23 protein-coding genes are annotated in these 24,454 nt (G+C 64.1%); 10 read left to right on the forward strand and 13 right to left on the reverse strand.

Features of this window, described 5'->3' with window-relative positions:
- Positions 1–67 precede the first annotated feature (67 nt).
- The 5 genes from DRB19_RS10900 to DRB19_RS10930 all read left to right on the forward strand — a co-directional run bounded on the left by DRB19_RS10900 (position 68) and on the right by DRB19_RS10930 (position 8,456).
- Positions 68–805 carry a DUF429 domain-containing protein gene (locus tag DRB19_RS10900; protein ID WP_114186069.1) on the forward strand — a complete coding sequence of 246 codons (738 nt, stop codon included), beginning with the start codon at positions 68–70 and terminating at the stop codon, positions 803–805.
- Positions 802–1,746 (forward strand): threonine/serine dehydratase, encoded by a 945-nt coding sequence (locus tag DRB19_RS10905; protein WP_114186070.1) that lies wholly within the window; start codon positions 802–804, stop codon positions 1,744–1,746. The genes DRB19_RS10900 and DRB19_RS10905 overlap by 4 nt, the downstream gene beginning before the upstream one ends.
- 10 nt (positions 1,747–1,756) lie before the next feature.
- Complete coding sequence (locus tag DRB19_RS10910) at positions 1,757–2,422, forward strand: carbonic anhydrase (RefSeq protein WP_114186071.1); 666 nt, start codon at positions 1,757–1,759, stop codon at positions 2,420–2,422.
- A gap of 218 nt (positions 2,423–2,640) precedes the next feature.
- Complete coding sequence (locus DRB19_RS29870; protein WP_147021919.1) at positions 2,641–7,344, forward strand: cadherin domain-containing protein; 4,704 nt, start codon at positions 2,641–2,643, stop codon at positions 7,342–7,344.
- Positions 7,329–8,456: a hypothetical protein gene (locus tag DRB19_RS10930; RefSeq protein WP_114186075.1), complete on the forward strand. Its 1,128-nt coding sequence runs from the start codon at positions 7,329–7,331 to the stop codon at positions 8,454–8,456. The genes DRB19_RS29870 and DRB19_RS10930 overlap by 16 nt, the downstream gene beginning before the upstream one ends.
- Before the next feature lie 180 nt (positions 8,457–8,636).
- On the opposite strand, the gene DRB19_RS10935 is transcribed toward DRB19_RS10930, so the two are convergent.
- Both DRB19_RS10935 and DRB19_RS10940 read right to left on the reverse strand, forming a co-directional pair.
- Positions 8,637–9,668, reverse strand: coding sequence for an aspartate-semialdehyde dehydrogenase (locus DRB19_RS10935; RefSeq protein WP_114186076.1), 1,032 nt, complete (start codon positions 9,666–9,668; stop codon positions 8,637–8,639).
- A 261-nt stretch (positions 9,669–9,929) separates the two neighbouring features.
- Positions 9,930–10,415: a GNAT family N-acetyltransferase gene (locus tag DRB19_RS10940; protein ID WP_245439406.1), complete on the reverse strand. Its 486-nt coding sequence runs from the start codon at positions 10,413–10,415 to the stop codon at positions 9,930–9,932.
- A gap of 130 nt (positions 10,416–10,545) precedes the next feature.
- Here DRB19_RS10940 and DRB19_RS10945 point away from each other — a divergent pair, with 130 nt between their 5' ends.
- Positions 10,546–11,343 (forward strand): hypothetical protein, encoded by a 798-nt coding sequence (locus DRB19_RS10945; RefSeq protein WP_114186077.1) that lies wholly within the window; start codon positions 10,546–10,548, stop codon positions 11,341–11,343.
- On the opposite strand, the gene DRB19_RS10950 is transcribed toward DRB19_RS10945, so the two are convergent.
- Entirely contained in the window at positions 11,321–12,442 is a 1,122-nt protein-coding gene (locus DRB19_RS10950) for a sulfite oxidase (protein WP_114186078.1), read from the reverse strand. The genes DRB19_RS10945 and DRB19_RS10950 overlap by 23 nt on opposite strands.
- 129 nt (positions 12,443–12,571) lie before the next feature.
- Between DRB19_RS10950 and DRB19_RS10955 the strand changes: the two genes are divergently transcribed.
- Positions 12,572–12,892, forward strand: coding sequence for a hypothetical protein (locus DRB19_RS10955; protein WP_114186079.1), 321 nt, complete (start codon positions 12,572–12,574; stop codon positions 12,890–12,892).
- A 51-nt stretch (positions 12,893–12,943) separates the two neighbouring features.
- On the opposite strand, the gene leuB is transcribed toward DRB19_RS10955, so the two are convergent.
- The 3 genes from leuB to leuD all read right to left on the reverse strand — a co-directional run bounded on the left by leuB (position 12,944) and on the right by leuD (position 16,217).
- The gene (leuB, locus tag DRB19_RS10960; protein WP_114186080.1) at positions 12,944–14,050 is read right to left on the reverse strand and encodes a 3-isopropylmalate dehydrogenase; all 1,107 of its coding nucleotides are present in this window, start codon (positions 14,048–14,050) and stop codon (positions 12,944–12,946) included.
- Between the two features lie 261 nt (positions 14,051–14,311).
- The gene (locus DRB19_RS10965) at positions 14,312–15,502 is read right to left on the reverse strand and encodes a lytic murein transglycosylase (RefSeq protein ID WP_114186114.1); all 1,191 of its coding nucleotides are present in this window, start codon (positions 15,500–15,502) and stop codon (positions 14,312–14,314) included.
- A 112-nt stretch (positions 15,503–15,614) separates the two neighbouring features.
- Entirely contained in the window at positions 15,615–16,217 is a 603-nt protein-coding gene (gene leuD, locus DRB19_RS10970) for a 3-isopropylmalate dehydratase small subunit (RefSeq protein WP_114186081.1), read from the reverse strand.
- A 266-nt stretch (positions 16,218–16,483) separates the two neighbouring features.
- Here leuD and DRB19_RS10975 point away from each other — a divergent pair, with 266 nt between their 5' ends.
- On the forward strand, positions 16,484–18,445 hold the full coding sequence (locus DRB19_RS10975) for a methyl-accepting chemotaxis protein (protein ID WP_114186082.1): 1,962 nt from the start codon (positions 16,484–16,486) through the stop codon (positions 18,443–18,445).
- 59 nt (positions 18,446–18,504) lie between these two features.
- Entirely contained in the window at positions 18,505–19,011 is a 507-nt protein-coding gene (locus DRB19_RS10980; RefSeq protein ID WP_147022012.1) for a hypothetical protein, read from the forward strand.
- A gap of 70 nt (positions 19,012–19,081) precedes the next feature.
- Here DRB19_RS10980 and DRB19_RS10985 read toward each other — a convergent pair whose 3' ends face one another.
- Both DRB19_RS10985 and DRB19_RS10990 read right to left on the reverse strand, forming a co-directional pair.
- Positions 19,082–19,525: a metallopeptidase family protein gene (locus tag DRB19_RS10985; protein ID WP_114186084.1), complete on the reverse strand. Its 444-nt coding sequence runs from the start codon at positions 19,523–19,525 to the stop codon at positions 19,082–19,084.
- A gap of 4 nt (positions 19,526–19,529) precedes the next feature.
- Positions 19,530–19,790: a hypothetical protein gene (locus DRB19_RS10990; RefSeq protein ID WP_245439408.1), complete on the reverse strand. Its 261-nt coding sequence runs from the start codon at positions 19,788–19,790 to the stop codon at positions 19,530–19,532.
- 175 nt (positions 19,791–19,965) lie between these two features.
- On the opposite strand from DRB19_RS10990, the gene DRB19_RS10995 reads away from it, so the two are divergent.
- Complete coding sequence (locus DRB19_RS10995; RefSeq protein WP_114186085.1) at positions 19,966–20,277, forward strand: hypothetical protein; 312 nt, start codon at positions 19,966–19,968, stop codon at positions 20,275–20,277.
- A gap of 74 nt (positions 20,278–20,351) precedes the next feature.
- Here DRB19_RS10995 and leuC read toward each other — a convergent pair whose 3' ends face one another.
- The 5 genes from leuC to rpsP form a co-directional block, all read right to left on the reverse strand.
- Positions 20,352–21,758: a 3-isopropylmalate dehydratase large subunit gene (gene leuC / locus DRB19_RS11000; RefSeq protein WP_114186086.1), complete on the reverse strand. Its 1,407-nt coding sequence runs from the start codon at positions 21,756–21,758 to the stop codon at positions 20,352–20,354.
- Positions 21,759–21,973: 215 nt separating this feature from the next.
- Complete coding sequence (gene rplS, locus DRB19_RS11005) at positions 21,974–22,357, reverse strand: 50S ribosomal protein L19 (protein ID WP_114186116.1); 384 nt, start codon at positions 22,355–22,357, stop codon at positions 21,974–21,976.
- Positions 22,358–22,617: 260 nt separating this feature from the next.
- Complete coding sequence (gene trmD, locus DRB19_RS11010; protein WP_114186087.1) at positions 22,618–23,301, reverse strand: tRNA (guanosine(37)-N1)-methyltransferase TrmD; 684 nt, start codon at positions 23,299–23,301, stop codon at positions 22,618–22,620.
- Positions 23,298–23,858 carry a ribosome maturation factor RimM gene (gene rimM / locus DRB19_RS11015; RefSeq protein ID WP_308494322.1) on the reverse strand — a complete coding sequence of 187 codons (561 nt, stop codon included), beginning with the start codon at positions 23,856–23,858 and terminating at the stop codon, positions 23,298–23,300. Before rimM ends, trmD begins: the two co-directional genes overlap by 4 nt.
- A gap of 173 nt (positions 23,859–24,031) precedes the next feature.
- The gene (rpsP, locus tag DRB19_RS11020) at positions 24,032–24,385 is read right to left on the reverse strand and encodes a 30S ribosomal protein S16 (protein WP_114186089.1); all 354 of its coding nucleotides are present in this window, start codon (positions 24,383–24,385) and stop codon (positions 24,032–24,034) included.
- Between the last annotated feature and the right edge of the window lie 69 nt (positions 24,386–24,454).

The following is a 24,454-nucleotide window of genomic DNA, read 5'->3' on the forward strand; positions in this document are numbered from 1 at the left end:
TTCTCTGCACGACTTGTAATAGGGCAGCGCTGGCGGCGCTATTCGCAAATGCAGGAGAAGGCGCGTCGTGTGGGTTGCGGGGGTGGATGGTTGCCCGGCGGGGTGGATCGCGGTGCTGATGCGCCGGGACGATCCGCTTGTTCATCACGTGCGTGTTGTTCCGCGTTTCACGGATATCGTCGACGGGACTGAACAGCCTGCTTTCCTTGCCGTCGACATGCCAATCGGTCTGCCCGATCACACGGAGGGCTCGGGCCTGCTGCCTGAAAAACTCGTTCGCTCGCTTCTCGGAGCCCGCCAGTCCTCGGTGTTCGCGATTCCCTCCCGGGCTGCGGTTCATGCGCAAAGCTATGAAGACGCCTGTGCGCTTGCCGCCTCCACGTCCGATCCTCCGCGCAAGGTCTCGCGTCAGGGCTTCAACATCTTTCCGAAGATCGTGGAATTGGATGCGCTTCTGCGCCGGCGGCCCGAGCTCGCGCCGAGGCTGTACGAGGTTCATCCGGAGGTGGCCTTCTGGTCCCTCAACGGCGAGAGCCCCCTTGCCGAACCCAAGAAGGTGAAGAGCCGCCCCTATGAGCCAGGGCTCGCCCTGCGCCGGGATCTCCTGCGACGGGCCGGCCTTCCCGCCGCGCTGATCGATGCCCGTCCGCCTCGGGGCGCGGCGGCGGACGACCTTCTGGATGCTCTGGCGGGGTTGACGGTGGCCCTGGATATCGCGACAGGTGGGGGGCGATCCTTTCCCGAACCGCCCGGTCGTGACGCGCATGGCCTGCCGGTCGCAATCTGGACCTTACGCCGCCGATGACCATCACCCGCGCCGCCATCGAGGCCGCTTACGCCCGCATCGCCCCTTATATCCGCCGCACGCCCTCATGGACCCTGCCCGGCGCCTTCGGGCATGACGGGCCGGTGAGCCTGAAGCTCGAATTCCTGCAACATGCAGGCTCTTTCAAGACCCGGGGCGCCTTCAACACGCTGCTGTCGCATCCCACGCCGCAGGCTGGCGTCGCAGCGGCGTCCGGCGGCAACCACGGGGCGGCAGTGGCCTACGCGGCCAGGCAGCTTGGCGTGAGGGCCCGCATCTTCGTGCCGGAAATCTCGAGCCCGGCTAAGATCGCCGTGATCCGCTCCCATGGAGCCGAAGTGGTGATCGGCGGCGAGCGTTATGCGGACGCGCAGGAGGCCTGCGACCTTTATGTGGCCGAGAGCGGCGCGCTGCGGGTCCATCCCTTCGGGGCCGACACCACGATCATCGGCCAGGGCACCGTCGGCCTCGAATGGGAGCAGGACGCCCCCGCCCTTGATACGGTGCTGGTGGCGGTGGGCGGCGGCGGCCTCATCAGCGGCATCGCGAGCTGGTGGCGGGACCGGGTGAAGGTGGTGGGCGTGGAGCCCGAGGGATCGCGGGCTCTGCACGCGGCGTTGGAAGCGGGCGGCCCGGTGGACGTGATGGTCCATTCGGTGGCGGCCGACTCCCTGGGCGCGCGCAACACGGGCGATCTCGTCTATGCGACCTGCCGGGACGCGGTGGACCACGTGGCGCTCGTCGAGGACGAGGCAATCCAGCACGCGCAGGCGCTGCTCTGGCGCGACTGGCGCATGGCAACTGAGCCCGGCGGCGCGGCGGCTCTAGCCGCGCTCGTGTCGGGAGCCTATAAAGCCCGGCCGGGCGAACGGATCGGCGTGCTCCTGTGCGGAGCCAATGTAGACCTGACCAAGCTGGCTGAGCTTGGCTCCCATGAGTGAAGGGAAAACCATGTTTCCATCGCGTCTGACCGAAGGTTATCGGGCATTTCTGGATGAGCGCTTTGCGCGCGAAAAGACCCGGTACGAAGCGCTGGCCGAACAGGGCCAGTCGCCGGAAGTCATGGTGATCAGCTGCTGCGACAGCCGGGTCTCGCCGGAGGTGATCTTCGACGCCAGCCCAGGCGAGCTTTTCGTGGTGCGCAACGTGGCGAACCTCGTGCCGCCCTACGAGACGGGCGGCGAGTATCACGGCACCTCGGCGGCCCTCGAATTCGCCGTGCAGGCCCTTCGCGTGAAACACATCGTGGTGCTGGGCCATGCGCGCTGCGGCGGCGTGCGGGCCTTCGCGGACGACACCGCGCCCCTGTCGCCGGGCGACTTCATCGGCCGCTGGATGACCCTGATCGCCCCTGCGGCGGAGCGTCTCGGGCCGCGCCAGGGGAGCCTCGACGAGTACGTGGCCAAGCTTGAACTCGCCGCTATCGAGAACAGCCTCAGGAACCTGATGACCTTCCCCTGCGTGCGTATCCTGGTGGAGCGCGGCAAGCTCCAGCTCCACGGAGCCTTTTTTGGGGTGGCATCGGGCGTGCTGATGGTGCGCAATCCGGAGACCGGAGACTTCGAGCCGGCCGTTGCGGAAATGCCGGAGAAGATTTCGCAGCTGCGTTGCAGCTAAGCTTCGAGCATGAAAGGTCGCGTCCTTGCGGCAGATTATGGTCGCAAGGAGAAATGCGGAACGCGCTCTTTTATTGGGTCGTTCGGTTAACTTGCATTTCGAAAAGCGGCGTTTACATCGAGGCAGGCTTTTGACCAATCCGGGTCCATCAATAGCGATTGATTGTAACTAGATAATGTTACATTTTGCCCCTTACTTAAGGTGAAGGGGGCTAACCAATGGCACAATATGTAACAACGCACGTGACAGACGCGGTCGTGGTCGATACGAACACCGCAGTCGATCCGCAGATCATCGTTACAAGCAGCGGATCTATCACCGTCAACGAAGATGCCGCCATCTATCTCCTTGGAAGCAGCGCCGTCTACGCCACGGTCGACGGGACAGTTTACTCCAACAATGTCGGCATTCAGTTCAACGCACTTGAGAGCGCGGTCACACTTTCTGCGTCCGGCATCGTCCATGATTACACTACCGGCGTAGATTTCGGCGAAGGCGCAAATACCCTCAGGAATGCCGGGGAGATCCGATCAGCTCAGACCGGAGATACGTCGGTATTCATTAATTCGGGCGTGCTTCTGGGAGGCACGGACAACTACATCCTGAACACCGGATCCATTTCCGGCTTCTTCGGGATTCGAGCAGAAAACGAAGGGTACAAGAACCAGATCATCAACAAAGGAACCATCTCCGGGACTCATACGGCCATCACGTTGAACCTGGTAGGAACCTTTACCGGCTCCGACCTAGGCGCCTTGGCTCTCGATCCGTCCCGTTATGGCGTCTTCAACGATGGTGAAATTATTGGTGGCACCATCGGCATTGACGGACGAGGTCCGGTGCGGGTTGTGAATACCGGTCTGATCCAGGCCGCCGATGAGGGCGTTTCCCTGGACAGCAGAACCGGCGAATCATCGAGCCTGACCAATTCCGGAATGATTATTTGCGCTCTCGCCTTTGCCGGCGGAAGAGGAAACGACACCGTCCGTAATATAGGGCATATGCAGGGCGATCTTCGATTCGGCACTGGAACCGATCTCTATGATGGGCGCGGCGGCATCGTCACCGGCAGCGTGGATTTGGGAGGAGGAGACGATACGGCCCACGGCGGCAGTGGGATCGACATCTTCAGCGGCGGCAACGATGCCGATGAACTCTTCGGCCACAGCGGCGATGACAGCCTCGACGGAGGCAGCGGCAACGACACGCTGGGCGGAGGCGCTGGTGCCGACGTTCTGATCGGTGGCGCGGACGACGATATGTATGTTGTGGACGATGTCGACGACACTGTCCAAGAGGAAGCCAATCGCGAGGATTATACCGGCGGCACCGATACCGTCAGGGCATCTATCTCCTACGCGCTTGGGGCGAATGTCGAAGACCTCGTCCTGACGGGCGATGCGGATCTCGCCGGCACCGGCAACGAGCTCGTCAACGTCATCACGGGCAATGACGGCGACAACCTGCTCGACGGCGGCAGCAATGCGGACGTTCTGCTGGGCGGCAAGGGCGACGATATCTACATTGTCGACAACACGGCCGACGCGGTAATGGAGAGCGCCGAGGAGGGAACGGATACGGTCCGGGCATCCGCCACGCACTCTCTGTCGCGGAACGTCGAAAACCTCGTTCTGGTCGGTGGAAACAGCATTGACGGCACCGGCAACGAGGTGGCCAACACGATCACGGGCAATGCCGGCAACAACGTGCTTGACGGAGGTGAAGGCGCCGACATCCTGCGCGGCGGCGACGGCCACGACATCTACGTGGTCGATCACCTGGGTGATACGGTGCTCGAGGCCTATGGCCAAGGCGAAGACACCGTTCAGTCATCGGTCGATTTCACCCTGGGAGCCGATCTGGAAAGCCTCGTTCTCACAGGTGCCGCCAACATCAACGGTACCGGCAACACCCTCGCCAATTCGGTCATTGGCAATGACGGGGACAACATTCTCGACGGTGACGCGGGCGCGGACAACCTGCGCGGCGGTATCGGCCACGATACCTATGTGGTGGACGATGCAAATGACACGGTCATGGAAGCCTCCGACGAGGGCACCGATACCGTTCGGGCCTCCATCTCCTACGCGCTGACGAACGATGTGGAGCATCTCGTCCTCACCGGTACGGGAGATCTCAGCGGCACAGGCAATGCGCTTGCCAATGCCATCACGGGCAACAGCGGCGGCAACGTGCTTGTCGGCGGCCAGGGCAACGACACGCTCGACGGTGGAGCCGGTCGCGACACGGCGCGATTTGCCGGAAACAAGCAGAACTACACCATAGTGGAGCAGCCGGACGGCAGCTTCATCGTCACCGACAATGTAGGCGACGATGGCGTGGACGTCGTGCAGAACGTGGAAGTCCTACAGTTCAGGGATCAGTCGGTTTCGCTCACCAACAAGGCACCCACGAAGCCCGTGGTGCAGGGCAGCGTGATCCCAGTCGACGAGAATGCCGCGCCCCATCGGGTCGTCGCCACTGTGCTGTCCACGGATTCGGAAGGTGATGCCCTCACCTATGCCTTCGTGACCAATCCGGGCAACAAGTTCGCCATCGACCCAACGAACGGCGTGATCACCCTGATCGGCACGGTGAACTACGAGGCGACGAGCACCGAGGATCCGGACCTCGAGACCGAAACCGCCGGCTCCCTGGCCGGGCAGAAATTCTACCGCCTCGTCGTCAAGGCGACGGAAACCGTCAGCGGCGTTTCGTCCGGCGAGACGGAGCTGAAGGTCTATGTCAGCGACGTGAACGAGGCGCCGACCGGCCTTTCGTTCTCAGGGGGCGGGATCACGGCGACTATCAGCGAGAACGCGAATGATGGCGATCTCGTTGGTGTCGGCACGCTCCATGCTTTGGATCCGGAAGGGCTCAACCAATTCATCTACGCTTTTGACACAAGCGGAAACGGCGGCTCCAGCGGCAGCGGCAATGCGGGCGGACGCTTCAAGATCGAGGGCGGGCAGCTCAAGGTCGCGGCCCTCACCGACATCACCCATCGTGAGACCTACACGGTCACCATCAAGGTCACGGACCGCAATGGCGGCCCCGGCGCCGTCTCCACCTATCAGGACTTCCTGATCACCGTAAATCCGGTCGATACGGGCAATACAGCCCCGACCAACGTGCGTTTGGCCTCGGGCGGCACGGTGGCGGAAAAATCCGGCTTCAACGCGACTGTCGGTACCGTGACGGCGACGGACAATGGTGGCGCGGCCAACCTTCGCTACGCCATCGCGGATAATGCGGAGTTCGACATCGACGCCGCGACGGGCCGCATCTTCGTCAAAGACGGCGCAATGCTCGACTATGAGGGCGCCCGCACCTACACGGTTCAGGTCACGGCCACCGACACGAACGGCACCGGCCTGTCTTCGGACCCGCAGGACATCGTCATCACCCTATCGGACGTCAACGAAGCCGCAACGGGCCTGGACTTCACCGGTGGCACGACCCTTCGGGCGGGCGCAGGGCTGGGCGCGGCCGTGGCCGTGGCCGCGGCGGTCGATCCGGATACCGGCACCGCCGCGTTCCGCAACAACAAGTACCGGTTCGCCAACGGCACCCTTGAGGACGGGCTATTCCGGATCAACGCTGATACGGGCGCGATCACGACGGCCAGGGCCGTCACGGCCGATGATGTCGGCGAAAAGACCCTCACGGTCGTGGCCCATGACGGCACGCTGGTAGGGCCGGCGGTGACATACACCTTCGAGATCCTCCCGGCGCTCCCGAACGCCGCTCCGACGGCCCCGGTGGTGCAGAGCAGCGTCTCGGCCATCGATGAGAACTCGGCTCCGCATAAGGTCATTGCAACCGTCAAGGCCACAGACGCGGAAGGCGATGCCTTCACGTACGCGCTGGCCGTCAATCCAGGCAACAAGTTCGCCATCAATGCCGCCACGGGCGTAATTACCCTGGTGGGTGCGGTGAACTACGAGCAGGACCCCAATCTCCAGGTCGAGGACGAGGGCACTCCCCTGGAACGGAAGTTCTACGAACTCGTGGTCAAGGCAACGCAGACCTCCGGCAATGCTTCGTCCGGCGAGACCACTGTCAGGATCTACGTCAACGACGTGAACGAGGCGCCAACCAACCTGTCCTTCGTGAATAACGCGACGACCGCTGCCATCAGCGAGGCGGATGCGGTCGACGGCTACGAAATCGGCACTCTCCAAGCCTTCGACCCCGAGGGAGACGCCAATCTCATCTACGCCTTTGATACGAGCGGCCGTGGCGGCTCCAGCGGCAGCGGAAACGCGGGCGGGCGGTTCAAGATCGAAGACGGCAAGCTCAAGATCGCGGCGTTTTCCGACATCACGAAGGCCGAGACGTACACCGTCACCATTAAAGTTACGGACCAAAACGGCGATGAAGGATCGACCTCTACCTACCGCGACTTCCTGATCCGCGTGATCCCGGCAACGGAGACCCCCACCCCGGCTCTGTCGATCGCAGCGACAGCTTCATCGACCCAGGCGGAGGGTGATGACGGTTTCAAGGAATTCGTCTTCATGGTGAGCCGGACGAATGCTTCCGGCGACACTCAAGCGGATTGGAGGATTACTGGAACCGGCATCACCGATGCGGACTTCGAGGCTCTGACAGGGACTGTGAGTTTCACAGGCGGCCAGACTACGCAGGAGATCCGGGTCAAGGTCCGTGGCGACACCAGCTTCGAGTCCAACGAGACCTTCACCATCACGCTTTCGAACGCGACCAATGGCCAGATCGTCGGCTCAAGCGCGACGGGTCGGATCGACAATGACGACCCGGCGCCGGCGGTCCCGACCGTGCAGTTCGACACCGCCAATCCGGTGGTGGAGCACGCCGAGGGCGCGGCCGGCACAACGGTGACATACACCTATACGCTCACCCGCGACAGCGATGTGGGTCGGTCGTGGCCTGGGCAGTGACGGGCAGCGGGGTCACTGAGGCCGACTTTGGCGGCACGCTGCCGAATGGCACGGCGACATTCGAGGCGGGCGAGACCAGCACAATGTTCACCGTGACGGTGTCGGGCGATGCTGAATTTGAACCCACGGAAGGTTTCGTCGTGACGCTGTCGCAGGCGGCTAACGGCAACGCCGCAATCGGCCCCAACCGCACCGCCACCGGCACCATTACCAACGACGATGCCGAGCCGATCCCACAGGCGAACCGCGCGCCGGACAACATAGCCCCGAACACCTTCCTGGTTCAGGAGTTGGCGGGCGCGGGGACGAAGGTGGGCAGCGTCAGCACAACCGATCCGGACGGCGACCAGCTCTCCTACGAGCTGATCGGCAATGCCGAGGGCCGGTTCAAGCTGGTCGGCACCGACCTGCTGGTCGATGACGGCTTCCGCCTCGATCACGAGCAAGCCAGTTCGCATCAGGTCACAGTCCGGGTGCGGGACACGGCTGGACACGTGGTGGATCAGACCCTCACGGTCGGCGTCACGGACTGGGTCAGCGAGAGCACGGGTGGCAGCGTGGCCAATGACGTGTTCAAGGGCGGGCGCGGCAACGACCTGCTCTCGGGCGGTCTCGGCAACGATCGCCTCTTCGGCGGGATCGACAACGACACGCTGCGGGGTGACGCCGGCAACGACATCATCGGCGGCGGCGAGGGCAAGGACAAGCTCTATGGGCTGAAGGGCGCAGCGAGCAAGGATGCGTTCCTGTTCGACACCAAGCTCACCAGCAAGTCTGTCGCCAACAAGCACAAGGACACGGTGTACGACTTCGGCTCGAAGTACGACTCGATCTACCTGGATGACGCGGCCTTCACCAACACGACCATCGCTAGGTACCTCAAGAACAAGGGCGCGTCGCTGGACAAAGCGATCAAGATGAAGGCCGGCTTCTTCAAGGTCGGCACCAAGGCCACCGATAAGGATGACTTCTTCATCTACAACGACAAAAGCAAGAAGCTGTACTGGGACGTGGACGGCTCCGGCTCCAAGGCCATGGTCGAGATTGCTAGCCTCAGGTTCCAGAAGGGCGAGGGCACCACTCTCACCCACAAGGACTTCTTCTTCGTCTAAGCTGTCGACAAACGTGGTGAATGCAAAAGGGGATGCGGCATTGCCGCATCCCCTTTTCGTTTCAAGCCATCTGTTCTGAGGGTCTGCCGATATATCCGGCCTCATCCCGAGGAGCCACGCAGTGGCGCCTCGAAGGAGGCTCACGACAACACTGGAGACGCTTCCTTATGAGCGCGTCTTTCAGGCCGCCTGCTTCTTCGAGTTCAGCAAACCCCGGTTCACCAGCGCCTCGGCGATCTGAATGGCATTCAGCGCCGCGCCCTTGCGCAGGTTGTCCGACACGCACCAGAACGACAGACCGTTCTCAACCGTAATGTCCTCGCGGATGCGGGAGATGTAGGTGGCGTCTTCGCCAGCTGCTTCGTGCGGCGTGATGTAGCCGCCGGGCTCGCGCTTATCGATCACCATGACGCCGGGAGCGGAGCGCAGGATGGCTTGCGCCTCCTCGGCCGAGATCGGCTTCTCGAACTCCACGTTCACGGCTTCCGAGTGGCCGATGAAGACCGGCACGCGCACGCAAGTGGCCGTGAGCTTGATCTTGGGATCCAGGATCTTCTTGGTCTCCGCCATCATCTTCCACTCTTCCTTCGTGAACCCGTCCTCCATGAACACGTCGATCTGGGGGATCAGGTTGAAGGCGATGCGCTTGGGAAACTTCTTTTCCTGCACGTCCTGCAGCGAATAGAGCGCCTTGGTCTGGCGGTCGAGCTCGTCCATGCCGTCCTTGCCGGCGCCGGATACCGACTGGTAGGTGGCAACAACGACGCGCTTGATGGTGGCATGGTCATGAAGGGGCTTGAGGGCCACCACGAGCTGCGCCGTGGAGCAGTTCGGGTTGGCGATGATGCCCTTCTTCATCTCGCGGACGGCGTCCGCGTTGACCTCGGGCACCACCAGCGGCACATCCTGGTCGTAGCGCCAAGCCGAGGAGTTGTCGATCACGATGGCGCCTTGCGCTGCGATCTTGGGGGCCCACTCCTTCGAGATGTCACCACCGGCCGACATGAGGACCAGATCGACGTCCGAGAAATCGTAGGTGTCGAGGGTCTTGGCCTTCAGCGTCTTATCGCCGTAGGAAATCTCCGTTCCCTGGCTGCGGCGGGAGGCCAAAGCCACCACCTCATCGGCCGGGAAGGCCCGCTCGGCGAGGATGTCGAGGAGCTCGCGCCCCACATTGCCTGTCGCGCCCACGACGGCGACCTTGTAACCCATTGAACTTCTCCTGTTGTGGCTCTCCCCGGAAATCTTAAAACCCTTTTCGGGTGTCGCCTCTCACCCCGACGGGAGAGAGGACCGGGGACGACGAGGCTACTCGGCCGTTTTCACGGCCGTCGTGACGGTTTTCGTTTTGCTCGTCGTCAGGGTGAGCATCGTCATGCCATCGTCCACTCAAGAGCCCGTTTCGGACTCATGCGCTCAGCAACACACCAAAGGTGCCGCCGCGTCAAGGGATCTGTTGGCCAAAAAGGCGTTTCAGGCCCCGGTCAGCGTGCTGCCGGAAAGGCTGAAGCGGTAGAAGACCTTGTCGGCCCGATCGGCCCCGAGGCGTTCGTAGAAGGCCCGGGCTTCCGCGTTACCGCTGTCGGTCGTGAGATCGATGCGGGTGAGCCCGAGCGACCGGGCGTGGGCAGCGAGCCAGACCATGAGAGCTTCTCCCACGGCTTGGCCGCGAGCGTGCTTTTCGACGAAGAGTTCTTTCAGGAACACGAGGCCCGTCAAGGAAAAGCCGGGCCTCAGGATGGCGAAGCACGTCAGGCCGACCGGCTCGCCCTCCATGAACGCAAGGGCGTAGCGCGTTCCCTCCTGCGAAGTCATGGAGGCTTCGACCATGGCGATGGCGTCCGTGAGCGGGGCCACCTCGCCGTCCGGGGCGTAATGACGTTCCAAGGCGCAGACCAGGGCCGCGATGGCGGGCGCGTCCGGCAGATCGGCAAGACGGATGGTGGGTTGTTCATGCACGTGGAATCGCTCCGGCAAGTCTTACGGCAGGTAAGCTTCTGTTAACGTTGCTTAGCGAAACCTTTCGATGGATCGCAAGTGATACGGTAGAACATCTTGGTCAGGGCAGATCAGCTGACGAAGATGAGCGATGCCAGAGCCTGTTTTCGACGATCATGACGCGGACGATGCGGCGGACCTGTGGGACGGGCGGCCCCATGCACGCGTGCGCGGCAGGCCCCTGCCCTGGCTGCGGATGGCCGCTCTTTCGTGCGCGATCGTGGCAGGCCTCGCCTATCTGGCCCAGCACGCCGAGACCGAAGCGCCTTCGGACGATCCCAAAGCCATCCCGGCCTCCGTGCTGGTCGCGCCTGCTCCCGTGTGGAAGTCTGTCGCGTCCTCCCGTCCTCTCTTCGGCATCGAGAAAAGCACCGCGCCAGTTGCCTCGGAGGCGCGCGAGCATGCCAGCGGTGGGCGCGAGGACACGCTGGTTCTGGGCTCGTTCGGCCGGCCGGGGCACGGCCGGATCAGCCTGATCCAGGGCTTCACCGAGCCGGTTCGTACCTTTTATGTGGATCTCGTGCGGAGGGCGGCGGCGGCGGGCCTGTCGGTCAACCGCACGAGCCAGAGCCAGCTTCTGCGCACGAAGTTCGGTCCGGTGGAAGCCGCCGCCGTTACCCTTGCGGGAGCCGCGGAACAGAACTGCCTGGCGTTTCGCTTCGAGGATCCTCAGGCGAGCTTCGGGTTCCAGGGCTGGCTCTGCGGGCTCAGCCCTCAGGCGGTGGATGAGACTCAGGCCGCCTGCCTCATCGAGCGCATCGCCCTCGTGAGCGAGGATAATCCCTCCGTCAGCGCGGTCTTCGCCCGGGCCGAGCGCAACCGGACGGAGGCCTGCTCCCCGGGAGCCCGCACGGCCTCGATCAGCCTCAGGTCTCCCGACCGACCGTGACCGCTATGCGGTGCATGACGTTGCAGCCGTAGCCGTTGGGATTCCAGGAGGCGGCGCGGAAGGGTTGAGCGCGGCCCTGTCCATCGATCGCCCGGGCGAAAATTTCGTAAGCGCCGTCTCCGGGCACGGACAGAACGGCGCGCCAGCGCACCCAATCGTACCGATTGCGCGGCTGCGTCAGCGCCGCCGGAACCCAGGTCGCGCCTCCATCGAGGGTCAGGTCCACCGACGCCACAGCGTCGTCGCCCGCCCAGGCCGCGCCCCGAACGTCGATTTCCCTCGTGCCCGCGGGCAAGCGGCTCTCGTCGGCCGGATTCGAGATGATGCTGCGCACCGGCATCGATTCGAGGATGCGGGTCTCGGCCCGCTCCAGCGTCGCCCCGGGGGCGATGGGAGTGATCGGAACCCGGTAGGAGATGCCCGTCATGCCCGGGCCGTCATGCTCCCGGTCGCGGATCCAGATTCGGGTCAGCCATTTCTGACTCAAGGATCCAGGCCAGCCCGGAACGACGAGGCGAAGCGGCCAGCCATGGAGGAAGGGCAGTGGCTCCCCGTTCATGGCCCAAACCAGGAGCGTGTGATCCTCGAGCGCCTTGGCGATCGGCATGCCGCGCGACATGGCCTGAGCGTCATGGCTGCCAGTCTTGTCGGGATCAGCCCCGAAATGCGCCGTGTAGACGGCGGTGTCCTTCAGTCCTGCGGCGCGCAGCACGTCGCCAAGAGACACGCCGGTCCACTCCGCGCAGCCCGCGCCGCCGTTCGTCCAGGGATTGCCCTCGGCCTTCGGCTCCAGGAAGGAGCGGCCATTGCCGCCGCATTCCAGCACCATGCGGAACGTTTTTTGTGCAAAGCCACGCTTCAGCTCGGACAGGGTCAGCCGGAGCGGCCGCTCCACCTCGCCGTCGATCGTGAAGGTCCACGCCTCCGGGTCCGCCGCCGGCTCGGGCAGCAGGCCGTTGTTGCGAACGAAGAAGCGGGAGACCGGCGTGGTGTCGTCGTCGAGCAGCTCCTCGGGCGTCTCGGCCACGAGGGGCGTTTCACCCAGAACCGAGAGGCGATCCTTGCCCGGCAGCCTCAGATCTTTCGAGGGACGATCCATGGTCGGCGCTACTCCCGTGGGTGCTGCATCGGAACAAATTAACCGAAGCCGTTTTGTTCTGACAGTCGCTTGTTCTGACGGGCGCCCTCGCCAGCCACGACAGGCGCGTCTCATTCTGGAGGTTTTCACATGCGCCGCTTCGCCGTCATCGGTTTGGCTTCGCTAGCTGCGGTCTCGGCTCTTTCCGTCGCGGCCGAAGCGCAGTCGGAGCGCCCCCTCGTTCTCCGGGTCCAGCCCCGGAGCTTCCTCGACCCCGGAAACGTCGCACCGGTGGGATCGCTCAACCGCTACGCCACGCAGCCGCAACTGTCGTACATGACGAATCCGCCGTGGAGCAATCAACGCGAGCGGTTCGGCGAAAGCAATCTGCCGGATCCGATCGGCGGCCCATTCGTGGGCGCACGCAGTCCGTTCCCGCTGGATATCGACACCACCGGCTCGATCCGCTGAAGCAGCCCGGACGTTACTAAAAAGCCCCGGCATGGCCGGGGCTTTTTCGCTTTACGAGAGAGCGTTCAGCTCCTTGACGATCTGGTCGCCGATTTCCTGTGTGCCCACCGCGTTCATGCCGGGAGCCGCAATGTCCTTCGTGCGGGTGCCCGAGGCCAGCACGTTGGCGATGGCCTGGTCGAGGCGGTCCGCCTCGTCGCTCAGTCCGAAGGAATAGCGCAGGGCCATGCCGAAGGAGCCGATCATGGCGATCGGATTCGCTAAGCCCTTGCCGGCGATGTCGGGCGCGGAGCCATGCACCGGCTCGTAGAGAGCCTTGCGCCGGCCGGTCTTGGGATCCTCCGCGCCAAGCGATGCGGAGGGCAGCATGCCGAGGGAGCCGGTGAGCATGGCGGCGATATCCGACAGGATGTCGCCGAACAGGTTGTCGGTGACGATCACGTCGAACTGCTTGGGCCAGCGCACGAGCTGCATGGCGCAGTTGTCGGCCAGCACATGCTCGAGCTGCACGTCGGAGAATTCCGCTTTGTGGATGCGCGACACGACCTGGCGCCAGAACACGCCGGTCTTCATGACGTTGCTCTTCTCAGCCGACGATACCTTGTTGCGGCGCGCCTTGGCGAGATCGAACGCCACGCGGGTGATGCGCTCGACTTCCGCCGTGGTGTAGAGCTGCGTGTCGACAGCACGCTGCGAACCGTCCTCGAGGGTGACGATTTCCTTGGGCTCGCCGAAATAGACGCCGCCGGTGAGCTCGCGCACGATCATGATGTCGAGGCCCTCGACGACTTCGCGCTTGAGCGAGGAAGCGTCGGCGAGCGCCGGATAGCAGATGGCCGGGCGAAGGTTGGCGAACAGTCCGAGATCCTTGCGCAGGCGCAGGAGGCCCGCCTCAGGGCGCACCGCGTAAGGCACGCCGTCCCATTTCGGGCCGCCGACCGCGCCGAACAGAACCGCATCGGCGGCCTGGGCCAGATCCATGGCCTTCTCGGAGATGGCCGCCCCATGAGCGTCATAGGCCGAGCCGCCGACGAGATCCGTCTCGGTCTCGAAGCCGACGCCACGCTGGCGGAACCAGCCCACAATCTTCTCGACCTCGCGCGTGACCTCCGGACCGATGCCGTCGCCGGGGAGAAGGAGAAGCTTGTGCGTTGCCATGGGTGTGGTTTCCTCGCTCGAAAATGCTTCGTCTGCCCGGGCGCCGGGAGACGGCTCTGACGCGAGGGTTTAGGCGCGACAGCCCAGGCTTGGCAAGCATTTGTCGCGTGGGACATGAGGCGAGGGCCGCACCCTCGTCCTCATTCGAGTCTGGAGCGGGCAAGAGCCCTCGCAGGAGGAAGGGCCAAGCTCACAGCGCAGCGCCGCGCCTCCCCCTTCCGCTTCTACGTGTCACCGGGGATGTCACGGGACGGCGTGGCATCAGCCTCGCAGCGCTTGGAGCACCTTGCCGCCCGGGCGGCCGCGCGGCTGGAGCCCGATCTGGCGCTCCACTTCCTTGATGGCCTCGCGGGTCTTGGCGCCGATCTTGCCGTCGGGCTCGCCCACATCGAAGCCGCGGGCAGTGAGAAGCTGCTGCAACTCCCGACGCTGGGCGCGGGACAGGGGCGGATCGTCGGTCGGCCAAGCGGTGCGAATGCCCGGAAGGCCCTTGAGACGATCACCCAGGAGCGCGATGGCGAGGCCATAAGATTCGGCGGCGTTGTAGGAATAGACCGCGTCGAAGTTCTTGGTGACGACGAAGGCGGGGCCGTTAACGCCGGCCGGGATGAGGATGCCGGCCGGATAATTGCCCGAGAGCGGACGCCCGTCGATGCGGGTCACGCCCATGGCGGCCCAGGTGGAGAGCGGACGCTTGTTCTTGCGGCCGGCGAGGCCTGCATTGAAGCTTGCCGGCAGACGGACCTCGTAACCCCAGGGAATGCTGTTGTTCCAGCCGGCCTTTTTCAGAAAGTTCGCCGTGGACGCGACCGCGTCCGGCACGGAATTCACCACGTCGCGGCGTCCGTCGCCGTCGCCGTCGACAGCCAAGCGCTGGAAGGTGGACGGCATGAACTGGGTATGCCCGAAGGCCCCGGCCCAGGAGCCGCGCAGATAGCTTGGATCGATGTCCCCGTCCTGGACGATCTTGAGCGTCGCCATCAACTCGCCGGCGAAGTATTCGCGGCGCCGGGGCGCATAGCAGGACAGGGTGGAAAGAGACTGAACCAGGGGCCGGTCGCCGAAATTCTTGCCAAAATCCGACTCGACGCCCCAGACGCCGGCGATCACGTGCCGGTCGACCCCGAAGCGCGCCTCGGCATTGGCGAGCGCCCTGCCCCATTGGCGCAGAGCAGCCGCGCCGTCCTCGACGCGCTGGTCATCCACGAGGGCCGAGAGATAGTCCCAAATCTCCGTCTTGAACTCAGGCTGGCTCTGCATGAGTTCGAGGATCTTGAGGTCTGGCGCGATGCCGCGGGTCGCGGCATCGAAAGCTTGGGCTGAGATGCCTTTGGCAGCGGCTTGGCTGCGCAGGCCGGACAGGCAGGAGCCGAAATCAGCCTGGGCGGAGGCCGGCGTCGCGGCAGCCAGCCCGGCGAGTGCGAGAATCGCGGGAGCAATGAAACGAATCATGCCCCGCAATGTGCAGGCAAATTGGTTAATATTGAGAAACCGGGGCAGGAAGATCCACGAAGCCGCCACCGCAGCTCATCGCGAGGGGAGCGGCTTCTCGAATGGTCGACGCTCAGGCCCAGGGACGCTCGGCGAGCTTCTTCTCGAAGGTGTCGATGGACGAGGCCTTTTCCATGGTGAGGCCGATACCGTCGAGACCGTTGAGGAGGCAGTGCTTGCGGAACGGGTCAATGTCGAACTTGACCGTGCCGCCGTCGGGGCCGCGGATCTCTTGCTTCTCCAGATCGACGGTCAGGGTCGCATTGGCGCCGCGCTCGGCGTCGTCGAAGAGCTTTTCCAGGTCTTCCGGGCTCACCTGGATGGGCAGAATGCCATTCTGGAAGCAGTTGTTGTAGAAGATGTCCGCGAAGCTCGTGGAGATCACGCAGCGGATGCCGAAATCGAGGAGCGCCCAAGGGGCGTGCTCGCGGGACGAACCGCAGCCGAAATTGTCGCCTGCTACGAGGATCTTGGCGTTCCGGTAGGCCGGCTGGTTGAGGGTGAAATCCGGGTTCTCCGAACCGTCCTCCCGATAGCGCATCTCGGAGAAGAGGCCCCTGCCCAGCCCCGTGCGCTTGATCGTCTTCAGGTACTGCTTCGGAATGATCATATCGGTGTCGATATTGATGATCCGCAGCGGCGCCGCGACGCTCTCCAACACAGTGAACTTGTCCATGGTCTTCTCATCCCGAAAAAGGCGTCATGACCGCCATGGCTGTGCTCATATCAAAGCGCCGCGCGGACGACTAGGCCAATGATGGTCGCGGGAGGCGGGAGCGCCGGTTCGATCGCGCCCGCATTCTCTCGGCGAAGCCATCTTCCTCTTGGGCATTAGGCCAATGGAATTCGCGTTATACTGTATAGATTAAATGTTACATGCGCGGATTAGCGCAATGTTAAGAAAAACTTCTTAGAAAGTAGTTCCCATAGCCGGGGGCCACTATGAAGTTCGCGCTGTCTGCACGCCGTTCCAATACCGACTCATTGCTGTTTGCGCTTGAGCGCTCCCTGGCAACGGCGGAGTTTGGGATCGACGGTACCCTTCTGGACGCGAACGAGAACTTCCTGTCCCTGACCGGCTATGCCCTGGCCGAGATCCGGGGCCAGCATCATCGGGTCCTGGTCGAGGAAAGCCAAGGCCTCAGCGAGGACTATAGGGCGTTGTGGGCCGCGCTGAACCGCGGCGAACGCCAAACCTGCGAACATCGCCAAGTGGCCAAAGGCGGGCGGATCAACTGGATTCGAGCAACCTACACGCCGATCCTGGATCGGCGCGGCAATCCGGTCCGCATCGTGGCGCTTGCCATGGATGTCACGGCCGAGAAACGGCAGAGCGCCCATGCGGCAGAGCAGGCCGCCGCCCTCAATCGCTCCCAAGCGGTGGTTCGATTCGGCCTCGACGGAACCGTCCTCGACGCCAACCCGGCGATTCTCGACGCCATGGGCTACCGCCTCGAGGAGGTCAAAGGGCAGCAGCATTGGATGTTCGCAGCGCCGGCCGAGGCGCAGAGCCACACTTACGAGGATTTTTGGAAATCCCTCACGCGCGGCGAAGACCGGTCGGCCGATTACATGGTGTTGGGCCGGGGGGCGCGGGAGGTCTGGTTCCGGGCTACCTACGCCCCGGTCTCCGATGAAAGCGGCCGCCCCTGCGAGATCGTGATGTTCGGAACGGTCATCACGCAGGAGAAAAAGATCGCGACAGATTACGGCGGGCAGGTCGCGGCGATCGACCGGTTGCAGGCCGTAGTCCAGTTCGATCTCTCCGGCAACATCGAGGATGTCAACGACAACTTCCTCAAGGCGGTCGGGTACAGGGCCGAGGAGGTCAAAGGCCAGCACCATTTCATGTTCGTGGACGAAGCCTATGCGGTCAGTCCGGAATACAAGGAGTTCTGGGAAAGGCTCAAGCGAGGCGAGCATTTCTCGGCCGTCTACCAGCGGATCGGCAAAGGCGGCCGCAGCGTCTGGCTCCACGCCTCCTACAATCCGATTCTCGACGCCGGCGGCCAACCGTACAAGGTGGTGAAATACGCCACCGACGTAACGACCAGCATGGAGGCGCGCGCCCGCGCCATCGACGCGGCCGAACAGACCCTCAGCAATGTCTGGACCGCGTCGGCGGCCGCCGAGGAGATGAATGCCTCGATTGCCGAAATCACGGCCCGCATGGGCAGGTCGAAGGCCGCCGTCGACGACATTCATAACCAGGCCCTGACGGCAGACAAATCCACCGGGCAGCTGCGCCAGTCGACGCAGTCCATGGACGACGTCATCCAGCTCATCGCCAAGATCTCCCAGCAGATCAACCTTCTGGCGCTGAACGCGACCATCGAGGCGGCGCGCGCGGGCGAGGCCGGCCGGGGCTTTGCGGTAGTGGCCACCGAAGTCAAGAACCTTGCCAACCAGGCCCATTCAGCCACCACGCGAATTTCCGAACAGATCGCCGCGATGCAGGCGGCGTCGGACGATGTGATCGGAACCCTGGCCTCCATCAGCCAGGGCATCGGGACGGTTCAGACCTTCGTGTCGGAGGCGGCCGGCGCCATCCAGGATCAGAGCCTCGCCACCCAGGACATCGCCGCCAACATGCAGAATGCGGCTGACAAGGTCGCCAACATCAACCGCAGCCTCGACGAGTGGGTGGTTAGTCTGGAGGAGCGTCGTCGCGACCCGCGCCTGCGCACGTTCCAGCAGGCGAAGATCATCCTTCAGGGCGCCGTCGACCCGATCGATTGCATCCTGAGGGACATCTCGGCGGCGGGCGCAAGGGTGGAACTCAAGGGAGACGAGCCGCTGCCCGACCGGTTCAAGTTGCGCATATCAGGCACACGCGGCGAAAAGGACTGCGCGCTCGTTCGCCGAGCCGGCGGAATGGTCAGCATGCGCTTCGTCCAAGATTGACGAGCTTCGCCACACGTTTCACATTCATCGAACGTCTCTGCTGGGGGTTGCAGTTGGATATGTCACTTCGAACGATTCGCTTGTCCTTGGCTGCGATGGCCTTGAGCGTCGCGCTGACGCCGGCCGCGTCCTTCGCGCAGGAAGCTCCTGTCCCTCAGGCGGGCCAGAGCACCGCCGCGGAGCAGGAGCAAACCTCAACGCGGATCGTCCTCGTGGAGTGGCGCATTAAGAAGGGGCGCGAAGCGGAGTTTCTGGAATACTGGTCGAAACGCGCCACCATTGCGGACCGGTCCGGCCTCGTCGGCGAGTTCCTCAGCCGCGTGGACGATCAGAAGCAGTTTCCCTGGATGGTCTGGAACCTCGATCGCCGCTGGACGACTTACGTGAATGTGGGCTTCTGGCGCAGCGGTGCCGACTTCCAAGAGCAGATCGGCCGCTTCATCGACAACTCGAAGCCCCCGCAGGCCTTCGAGGCGCAGCGGCGGCGCCGCGTGCTCGTGGCGCCTGAACGTTGGCGCGTCGGCGCGTCCCCGTTGCTGCTCTCCGATCACCCGAGCGTTCGTTGACCCCGACGGACCGCTGATCACTTACGCGCCGGCCGGGCAGCTTCGGGCGGCGCATTTCGCGGATGTGGAATCAGCCCTCGCCGGTCGCAGCCTCGATGGCCTCCATGTCGTCGTCCGACAGACCGAAATGGTGGCCGATCTCGTGGACGAGCACGTGGGTGATGATGTGCCCGAGGCTTTCCTCGTGCTCGGCCCAATAATCGAGGATGGGTCGGCGGTAGAGCCAGACCATGTTGGGGAATTGTCCGGTCTGCATCATGCCTCCCCCTTGCGCCAGGCCGATGCCGCGAAACAGCCCGAGTAGGTCGAATGGCGTCTCGCAATCCATCTCCCGCAGGGTGTCGTCGTCGGGAAAGTCATCGATTTTGATGACCACGCCGTCGCAGAGCCGGCGGAAGTCCTCCGGCAGGCGCTCGTAAGCCTCGCCGGCCAGCATTTCGAAATCGGCGAGCGTCGGGGCCTGTAGGTTGGCCAAGTCCGTCGCGTTCTTGTCGGTCAGGGTCTTGTCTCTCATGGGCTCACAAAAGGCGCAGTTGCACCGCGAGCCATAGGGCGAGGACCACCACGCCCACAAGGGAAAGCGCGCGGCCGATGCGCCGTCCCCACAACTCGATGGGATCCGTGCCGCCATGCTCATCTTGGCCGATCGCGTCCTTGCCGGCAAAATGATCCTGAACCCGGTGGCTCATGCGCGCGAGCGACGAGGAACCCACCGTTTCCGCATCGCGCCGGACGCCTTCCAGCGCCTCGCGGGCTTCCCGGTCCTGTTCGCTCATCATCGGATCTCCTGGCGCATGGCGCTTCGAAAGGGGCGCGGGTTTTTCAGGCGCAAACGATGCGCTGGTGTCTGTTTAATCCTGCTTAACCACGGAGCGCAAACTGAACGGACCATTCGGAACGGGTTCAGGTTCCTAGCGTTAAGCTCCGGACATTCATTCTCACGATGAGGCTATGATGCGTAAGTTTCTGACGATCCTGGCGACAGCCGGGCTGGTGGCTTTCGGTTCGGGCGCGGCTTCGGCCCAAGAGTTCAATGTGCGTATAGGCGGCAGCGATCATGGCCGTCACCATGTGGTTCGCGAAGTCCGCGAGCGCCCCTCTGTGTCCCGTCATGTGATCGAGCGCCGGATCGTGCGCCCCGCCCGCACCCGCACCGTATGCCGGACCGTGATCCGCGAGCGCGTGCGCGGCAACGGCGTTGTGGTCCGTCGTCCGACCGAGGTCTGCCGTCAGGTTGTGGCCGGGCGTCGCGTCTACGTCGACTAAGTTTGGAAGACCCCAAGTAGAAAGGGCGGCGACCTCACCGGTCGCCGCCCTTTTTCATTTCGTTCCGGGAGGGCTTACTTCCAGGTGCGAATGTCCACGAAGTGGCCGGCAATCGCGGCGGCCGCCGCCATGGCGGGCGAGACCAGATGGGTGCGGCCCTTGAAGCCCTGACGGCCCTCGAAGTTGCGGTTCGACGTGGAGGCGCAGCGCTCGCCGGGAGCGAGACGGTCCGCGTTCATGGCCAGGCACATGGAGCAGCCGGGCTCGCGCCAGTCGAAGCCGGCTTCCTTGAAGATCTTGTCGAGACCCTCGGCCTCCGCCTGCATCTTCACGATGCCGGAGCCAGGCACGATCATGGCATTGACCGATGGATTCACCGTGCGGCCCTCGACGATCTTTGCGACTTCGCGCAGGTCCTCGATGCGGCCGTTGGTGCACGAGCCGATGAAGACGCGGTCGAGGGTGATGTCGGTGATCTTGGTGCCGGGCTGGAGACCCATGTATTCCAGCGCGCGCCACTTGGAGCGACGCTTGTTCTCGTCCTGGATGTCGTCCGGGTTCGGCACCGCGCCCGCCACCGAGATCACGTCCTCGGGGCTCGTGCCCCAGGTGACGATGGGCGGCAGGTTGGCGGCATCGAGCCGGATCTCCGAGTCGAAATAAGCGCCGTCGTCCGACTTCAGGCTTTCCCAGTAGCGCACCGCCGCGTCCCAGGCCTCGCCCTTGGGCGATTTGGGACGATTCTTGAGATACGCATAGGTCTTCTCGTCGGGAGCCACCATGCCGGCGCGGGCACCGCCCTCGATGGACATGTTGCAGATGGTCATCCGGCCTTCCATCGACAGGGAGCGAATGGCCTCGCCCGCATATTCGATCACGTGGCCGGTGCCGCCCGCGGTGCCGATCTCGCCGATGATGGCCAGGATGATGTCCTTGGCGGTGACGCCGGCGGGCAGCTGCCCGTCCACGGTCACGCGCATGTTCTTGGCCTTCTTCTGGATCAGCGTCTGCGTCGCGAGCACGTGCTCGACCTCCGACGTGCCGATGCCGTGGGCGAGCGCCCCGAAGGCCCCGTGGGTCGAGGTGTGGCTGTCGCCGCACACGATGGTCATGCCCGGCAGCGTAAAGCCCTGCTCGGGACCCACCACGTGGACGATGCCCTGGCGGGTGTCGAGTTCGTTGTAGTACTCGACGCCGAAGTCACGGGCGTTCTGGGCCAGGGTCTCGACCTGCACGGCCGATTCCGGATCCTCGATGCCGTGGGAGCGGTCGGTGGTGGGAACGTTGTGATCGACCACCGCCAGGGTCTTGTTGGGCTGGCGCACCTTGCGGCCGGTGAGGCGCAGGCCTTCGAAAGCCTGCGGGCTCGTGACCTCATGGACGAGGTGGCGGTCGATATAGAGAAGGCACGTCCCGTCCGCCTGCTGATCGACGACGTGGTCGTCCCAGATCTTGTCGTAGAGAGTACGGGCGTTGGCCATTGTTCCAATCCGATGATGAAAGGGTTGTCTGGTGTTTAGCGGGTCTCAAACGTCATGAAAAGATGTCCTGACGGCGCACAGGTTTGAAAGCATCGCATAGCTGGCAGGCCCGGACGCCCAACAAACGACTGTGCCGGCTAGCGCGAAGCTTGCCCTGATATGCAAAAAGCGCGGCCGGGACCGCGCTTTCCAAACTGCCGTGCAGGCGGGACGCCTTACTCGGCGGCGGCCGGAGCCTTCTCCTGGCGGTCAGCGCGCTCGGCGATACGGGCGGACTTACCGCGACGGTCGCGCAGGTAGTAGAGCTTCGCGCGGCGGACGGCGCCACGGCGCACGACCTTGATGGAATCGATGTTCGGGGAGTGGACCGGGAACACGCGCTCGACGCCTTCGCCGTAGGAGATCTTGCGGACCGTGAAGCTCTCCTGGAGGCCGCCGCCGGACCGGGCGATGCAGACGCCTTCATAGGCCTGCACGCGGGAGCGCTCGCCTTCCTTGACCTTCACGTTGACGATCACGGTGTCGCCGGGCTGAAAATCGGGAATCGTCTTGCCGAGCTTGGCGATCTGTTCCTGCTCGAGCTGCTGAATGATGTTCATGGTCAATACTCCTGCCGTTGCGTGGCCCTGAGCAATCTCAAAACCCGCGGGATTTCGGCGTCCTGTTGTGATTTAGACGGCGGCCTATATCCGAATTCGCGGCCTTTGTCGAGCGGGGTTTGGCGTTTGATCAGCGCCCGCGCCCTGCTTCCTGTCATCCCGGACGCTGCAGGCGAGCCGGGATCGCCTGCAGGATAAAGCGCCGATCTCGTCGAGCGATCCCGCGTTCCGCTACGCAGCCCCGGGATGACGAGGGAGGATCAAGGCTCCAGCAGATCCGGCCTTCTTTCCCGCGTGATGCGCTCCGACTCCTCCCGCCGCCACCGGTCGATGGCCGCATGGTTGCCGTTGAGGAGCACCTCGGGGATGGTGCGCCCCTCCCATTCGCGGGGGCGCGTGTAATGCGGGTATTCGAGGCGGTTCGACTCGAAGCTCTCCTCCGTGCCGGAGGCCTCCTTGCCCATGACTCCCGGCAGAAGCCGCACGCAGGCATCCAGCAGCACGAAGGCCGCCATCTCGCCGCCCGAGAGCACGTAGTCGCCGATGGAGACTTCCTCCAGCCCCCTGCCCTCGATCACCCGCTCGTCCACGCCCTCGAACCGGCCGCAGACGATGACGACGCCAGGACCCGCCGCAAGCTCACGCACCCGATCCTGGCGAAGCGGCTTGCCGCGCGGGGTCATGAGAAGCTTCGGGCGCGGATCGCCTTCGGGCACGTTGGCGTCGATGGCTTGGCTGAGCACATCGCAGCGGAGCACCATGCCGGGACCACCCCCGGCCGGCGTGTCGTCAACGGTGCGATGACGGCCCAGGCCATGGTCGCGGATGTTCTTCGCCGTCAGGCTCCACACGCCCCGCGCGAGCGCATCGCCCGACAAGGACATGCCGAGAGGGCCTGGAAACATGTCGGGATAGAGCGTGAGGATCGTGGTCGCAAAGGTCACGCCTCGTCCTCGGGATTCGGCTCGGGCTTGGCAGGCTCAAAGAAACCCTCGGGCAGCGCGACCACGACGCGCTTTTGCCCGACATCCACCACCGGCACGAAGTCCTTGGTGAAGGGCAGGAGTGCGGTCGCTCCATGCGGCAGGGGGGCGATTTCCAACAGGTCGCCGCCGCCGTAATTGGGCACGTTCACGATGGTGCCGATCGCCCGGCCGGTCTCGTTCTGGACCGGCAGCCCGATCAGGTCGGCGAGCAGGAACTCGTCCTCGTCCTCGGGAGGCGGGAGCTTGTCGCGTTCAAGGTAGAGTTCGACCCGGTTGAGGGCCTCGGCGGCCTCCCGGGAAATGACGCCCTCGACCTGTGCGATGAGGATGTCGGGCGCGCCGCCAGGGGCCTGGCGGACGTTTCTCTTGATCTGAAATTTTCGGCCATTCGCCGCCGTGAGCGGGCCGTAAGCGGCGATCGCGAGCGGATCGCCCGTATGGGATTTCAGCCGCACCTCGCCTTTGAGGCCATGGGCGCGGCCGAACTCGCCGACGAGGACGAGATCGTCCCGCACCGACGTGGTTAACCCTCCTCCCCCTTGTGGGGAAGAGATGGGGGACGGTGTGTCAGCACCACGGTCTGAAGTCTTGGTGCTCACACCCCCACCCGCCGCTGGCGCGGACGCCCTCCCCGCAAGGGGGAGGGAGGAAGGGGAGCGCCGGTTGGAGCGCTCCTTCTTCATGGTGTTTACGCAGCCTCGCCTTCGGCCGAAGCAGCAGCCTTGGCGGCAGCGCGCTCCTGGGCCTTCTTGCCCGGGACGGCCTTCTGCGGGTTGTTGCGCGGCGAGCGCTTGATGAGGCCGGCGGCGTCCAGGAAGCGCAGGACGCGATCGGTCGGCTGGGCGCCCTTGGCGAGCCAGGCCTGGATCTTGTCGGTCTCGAGGGTGACGCGGGTGGCGTCATCCTTCGGCTTCATCGGGTCGTAGGTGCCGACCTTCTCAATGAAGCGGCCATCGCGCGGGGAACGCGCGTCGGCAACGACGATGCGGTAGTAGGGACGCTTCTTGGCGCCACCACGGGTCAGACGGATCTTCAGGGACATTCGGTTTCTCCTTTAAACTGTCCTTCGATCGAAACTCTCATCGTCACTCCCAAGAAAGCGGGAACCCAT

Source organism: Microvirga aerophila, from assembly GCF_003332305.1.
GTDB classification, from domain to species: Bacteria; Pseudomonadota; Alphaproteobacteria; order Rhizobiales; family Beijerinckiaceae; genus Microvirga; species Microvirga aerophila.

What these genes read in the sequence shown, in the direction of transcription:
- DRB19_RS10965 (WP_114186114.1), bottom strand. Translation starts at nt 15,502, where the DNA reads ATGATTCGTTTCATTGCTCCCGCGATTCTCGCACTCGCCGGGCTGGCT.
- DRB19_RS10945 (WP_114186077.1), top strand. Translation starts at nt 10,546, where the DNA reads ATGCCAGAGCCTGTTTTCGACGATCATGACGCGGACGATGCGGCGGAC.
- DRB19_RS10975 (WP_114186082.1), top strand. Translation starts at nt 16,484, where the DNA reads ATGAAGTTCGCGCTGTCTGCACGCCGTTCCAATACCGACTCATTGCTG.
- DRB19_RS10910 (WP_114186071.1), top strand. Translation starts at nt 1,757, where the DNA reads ATGTTTCCATCGCGTCTGACCGAAGGTTATCGGGCATTTCTGGATGAG.
- leuC (WP_114186086.1), bottom strand. Translation starts at nt 21,758, where the DNA reads ATGGCCAACGCCCGTACTCTCTACGACAAGATCTGGGACGACCACGTC.
- DRB19_RS10990 (WP_245439408.1), bottom strand. Translation starts at nt 19,790, where the DNA reads ATGATGAGCGAACAGGACCGGGAAGCCCGCGAGGCGCTGGAAGGCGTC.
- rpsP (WP_114186089.1), bottom strand. Translation starts at nt 24,385, where the DNA reads ATGTCCCTGAAGATCCGTCTGACCCGTGGTGGCGCCAAGAAGCGTCCC.
- DRB19_RS10980 (WP_147022012.1), top strand. Translation starts at nt 18,505, where the DNA reads ATGTCACTTCGAACGATTCGCTTGTCCTTGGCTGCGATGGCCTTGAGC.
- rplS (WP_114186116.1), bottom strand. Translation starts at nt 22,357, where the DNA reads ATGAACATCATTCAGCAGCTCGAGCAGGAACAGATCGCCAAGCTCGGC.
- leuD (WP_114186081.1), bottom strand. Translation starts at nt 16,217, where the DNA reads ATGGACAAGTTCACTGTGTTGGAGAGCGTCGCGGCGCCGCTGCGGATC.
- DRB19_RS10905 (WP_114186070.1), top strand. Translation starts at nt 802, where the DNA reads ATGACCATCACCCGCGCCGCCATCGAGGCCGCTTACGCCCGCATCGCC.
- DRB19_RS29870 (WP_147021919.1), top strand. Translation starts at nt 2,641, where the DNA reads ATGGCACAATATGTAACAACGCACGTGACAGACGCGGTCGTGGTCGAT.
- DRB19_RS10935 (WP_114186076.1), bottom strand. Translation starts at nt 9,668, where the DNA reads ATGGGTTACAAGGTCGCCGTCGTGGGCGCGACAGGCAATGTGGGGCGC.
- DRB19_RS10985 (WP_114186084.1), bottom strand. Translation starts at nt 19,525, where the DNA reads ATGAGAGACAAGACCCTGACCGACAAGAACGCGACGGACTTGGCCAAC.
- DRB19_RS10995 (WP_114186085.1), top strand. Translation starts at nt 19,966, where the DNA reads ATGCGTAAGTTTCTGACGATCCTGGCGACAGCCGGGCTGGTGGCTTTC.
- DRB19_RS10955 (WP_114186079.1), top strand. Translation starts at nt 12,572, where the DNA reads ATGCGCCGCTTCGCCGTCATCGGTTTGGCTTCGCTAGCTGCGGTCTCG.
- leuB (WP_114186080.1), bottom strand. Translation starts at nt 14,050, where the DNA reads ATGGCAACGCACAAGCTTCTCCTTCTCCCCGGCGACGGCATCGGTCCG.
- DRB19_RS10950 (WP_114186078.1), bottom strand. Translation starts at nt 12,442, where the DNA reads ATGGATCGTCCCTCGAAAGATCTGAGGCTGCCGGGCAAGGATCGCCTC.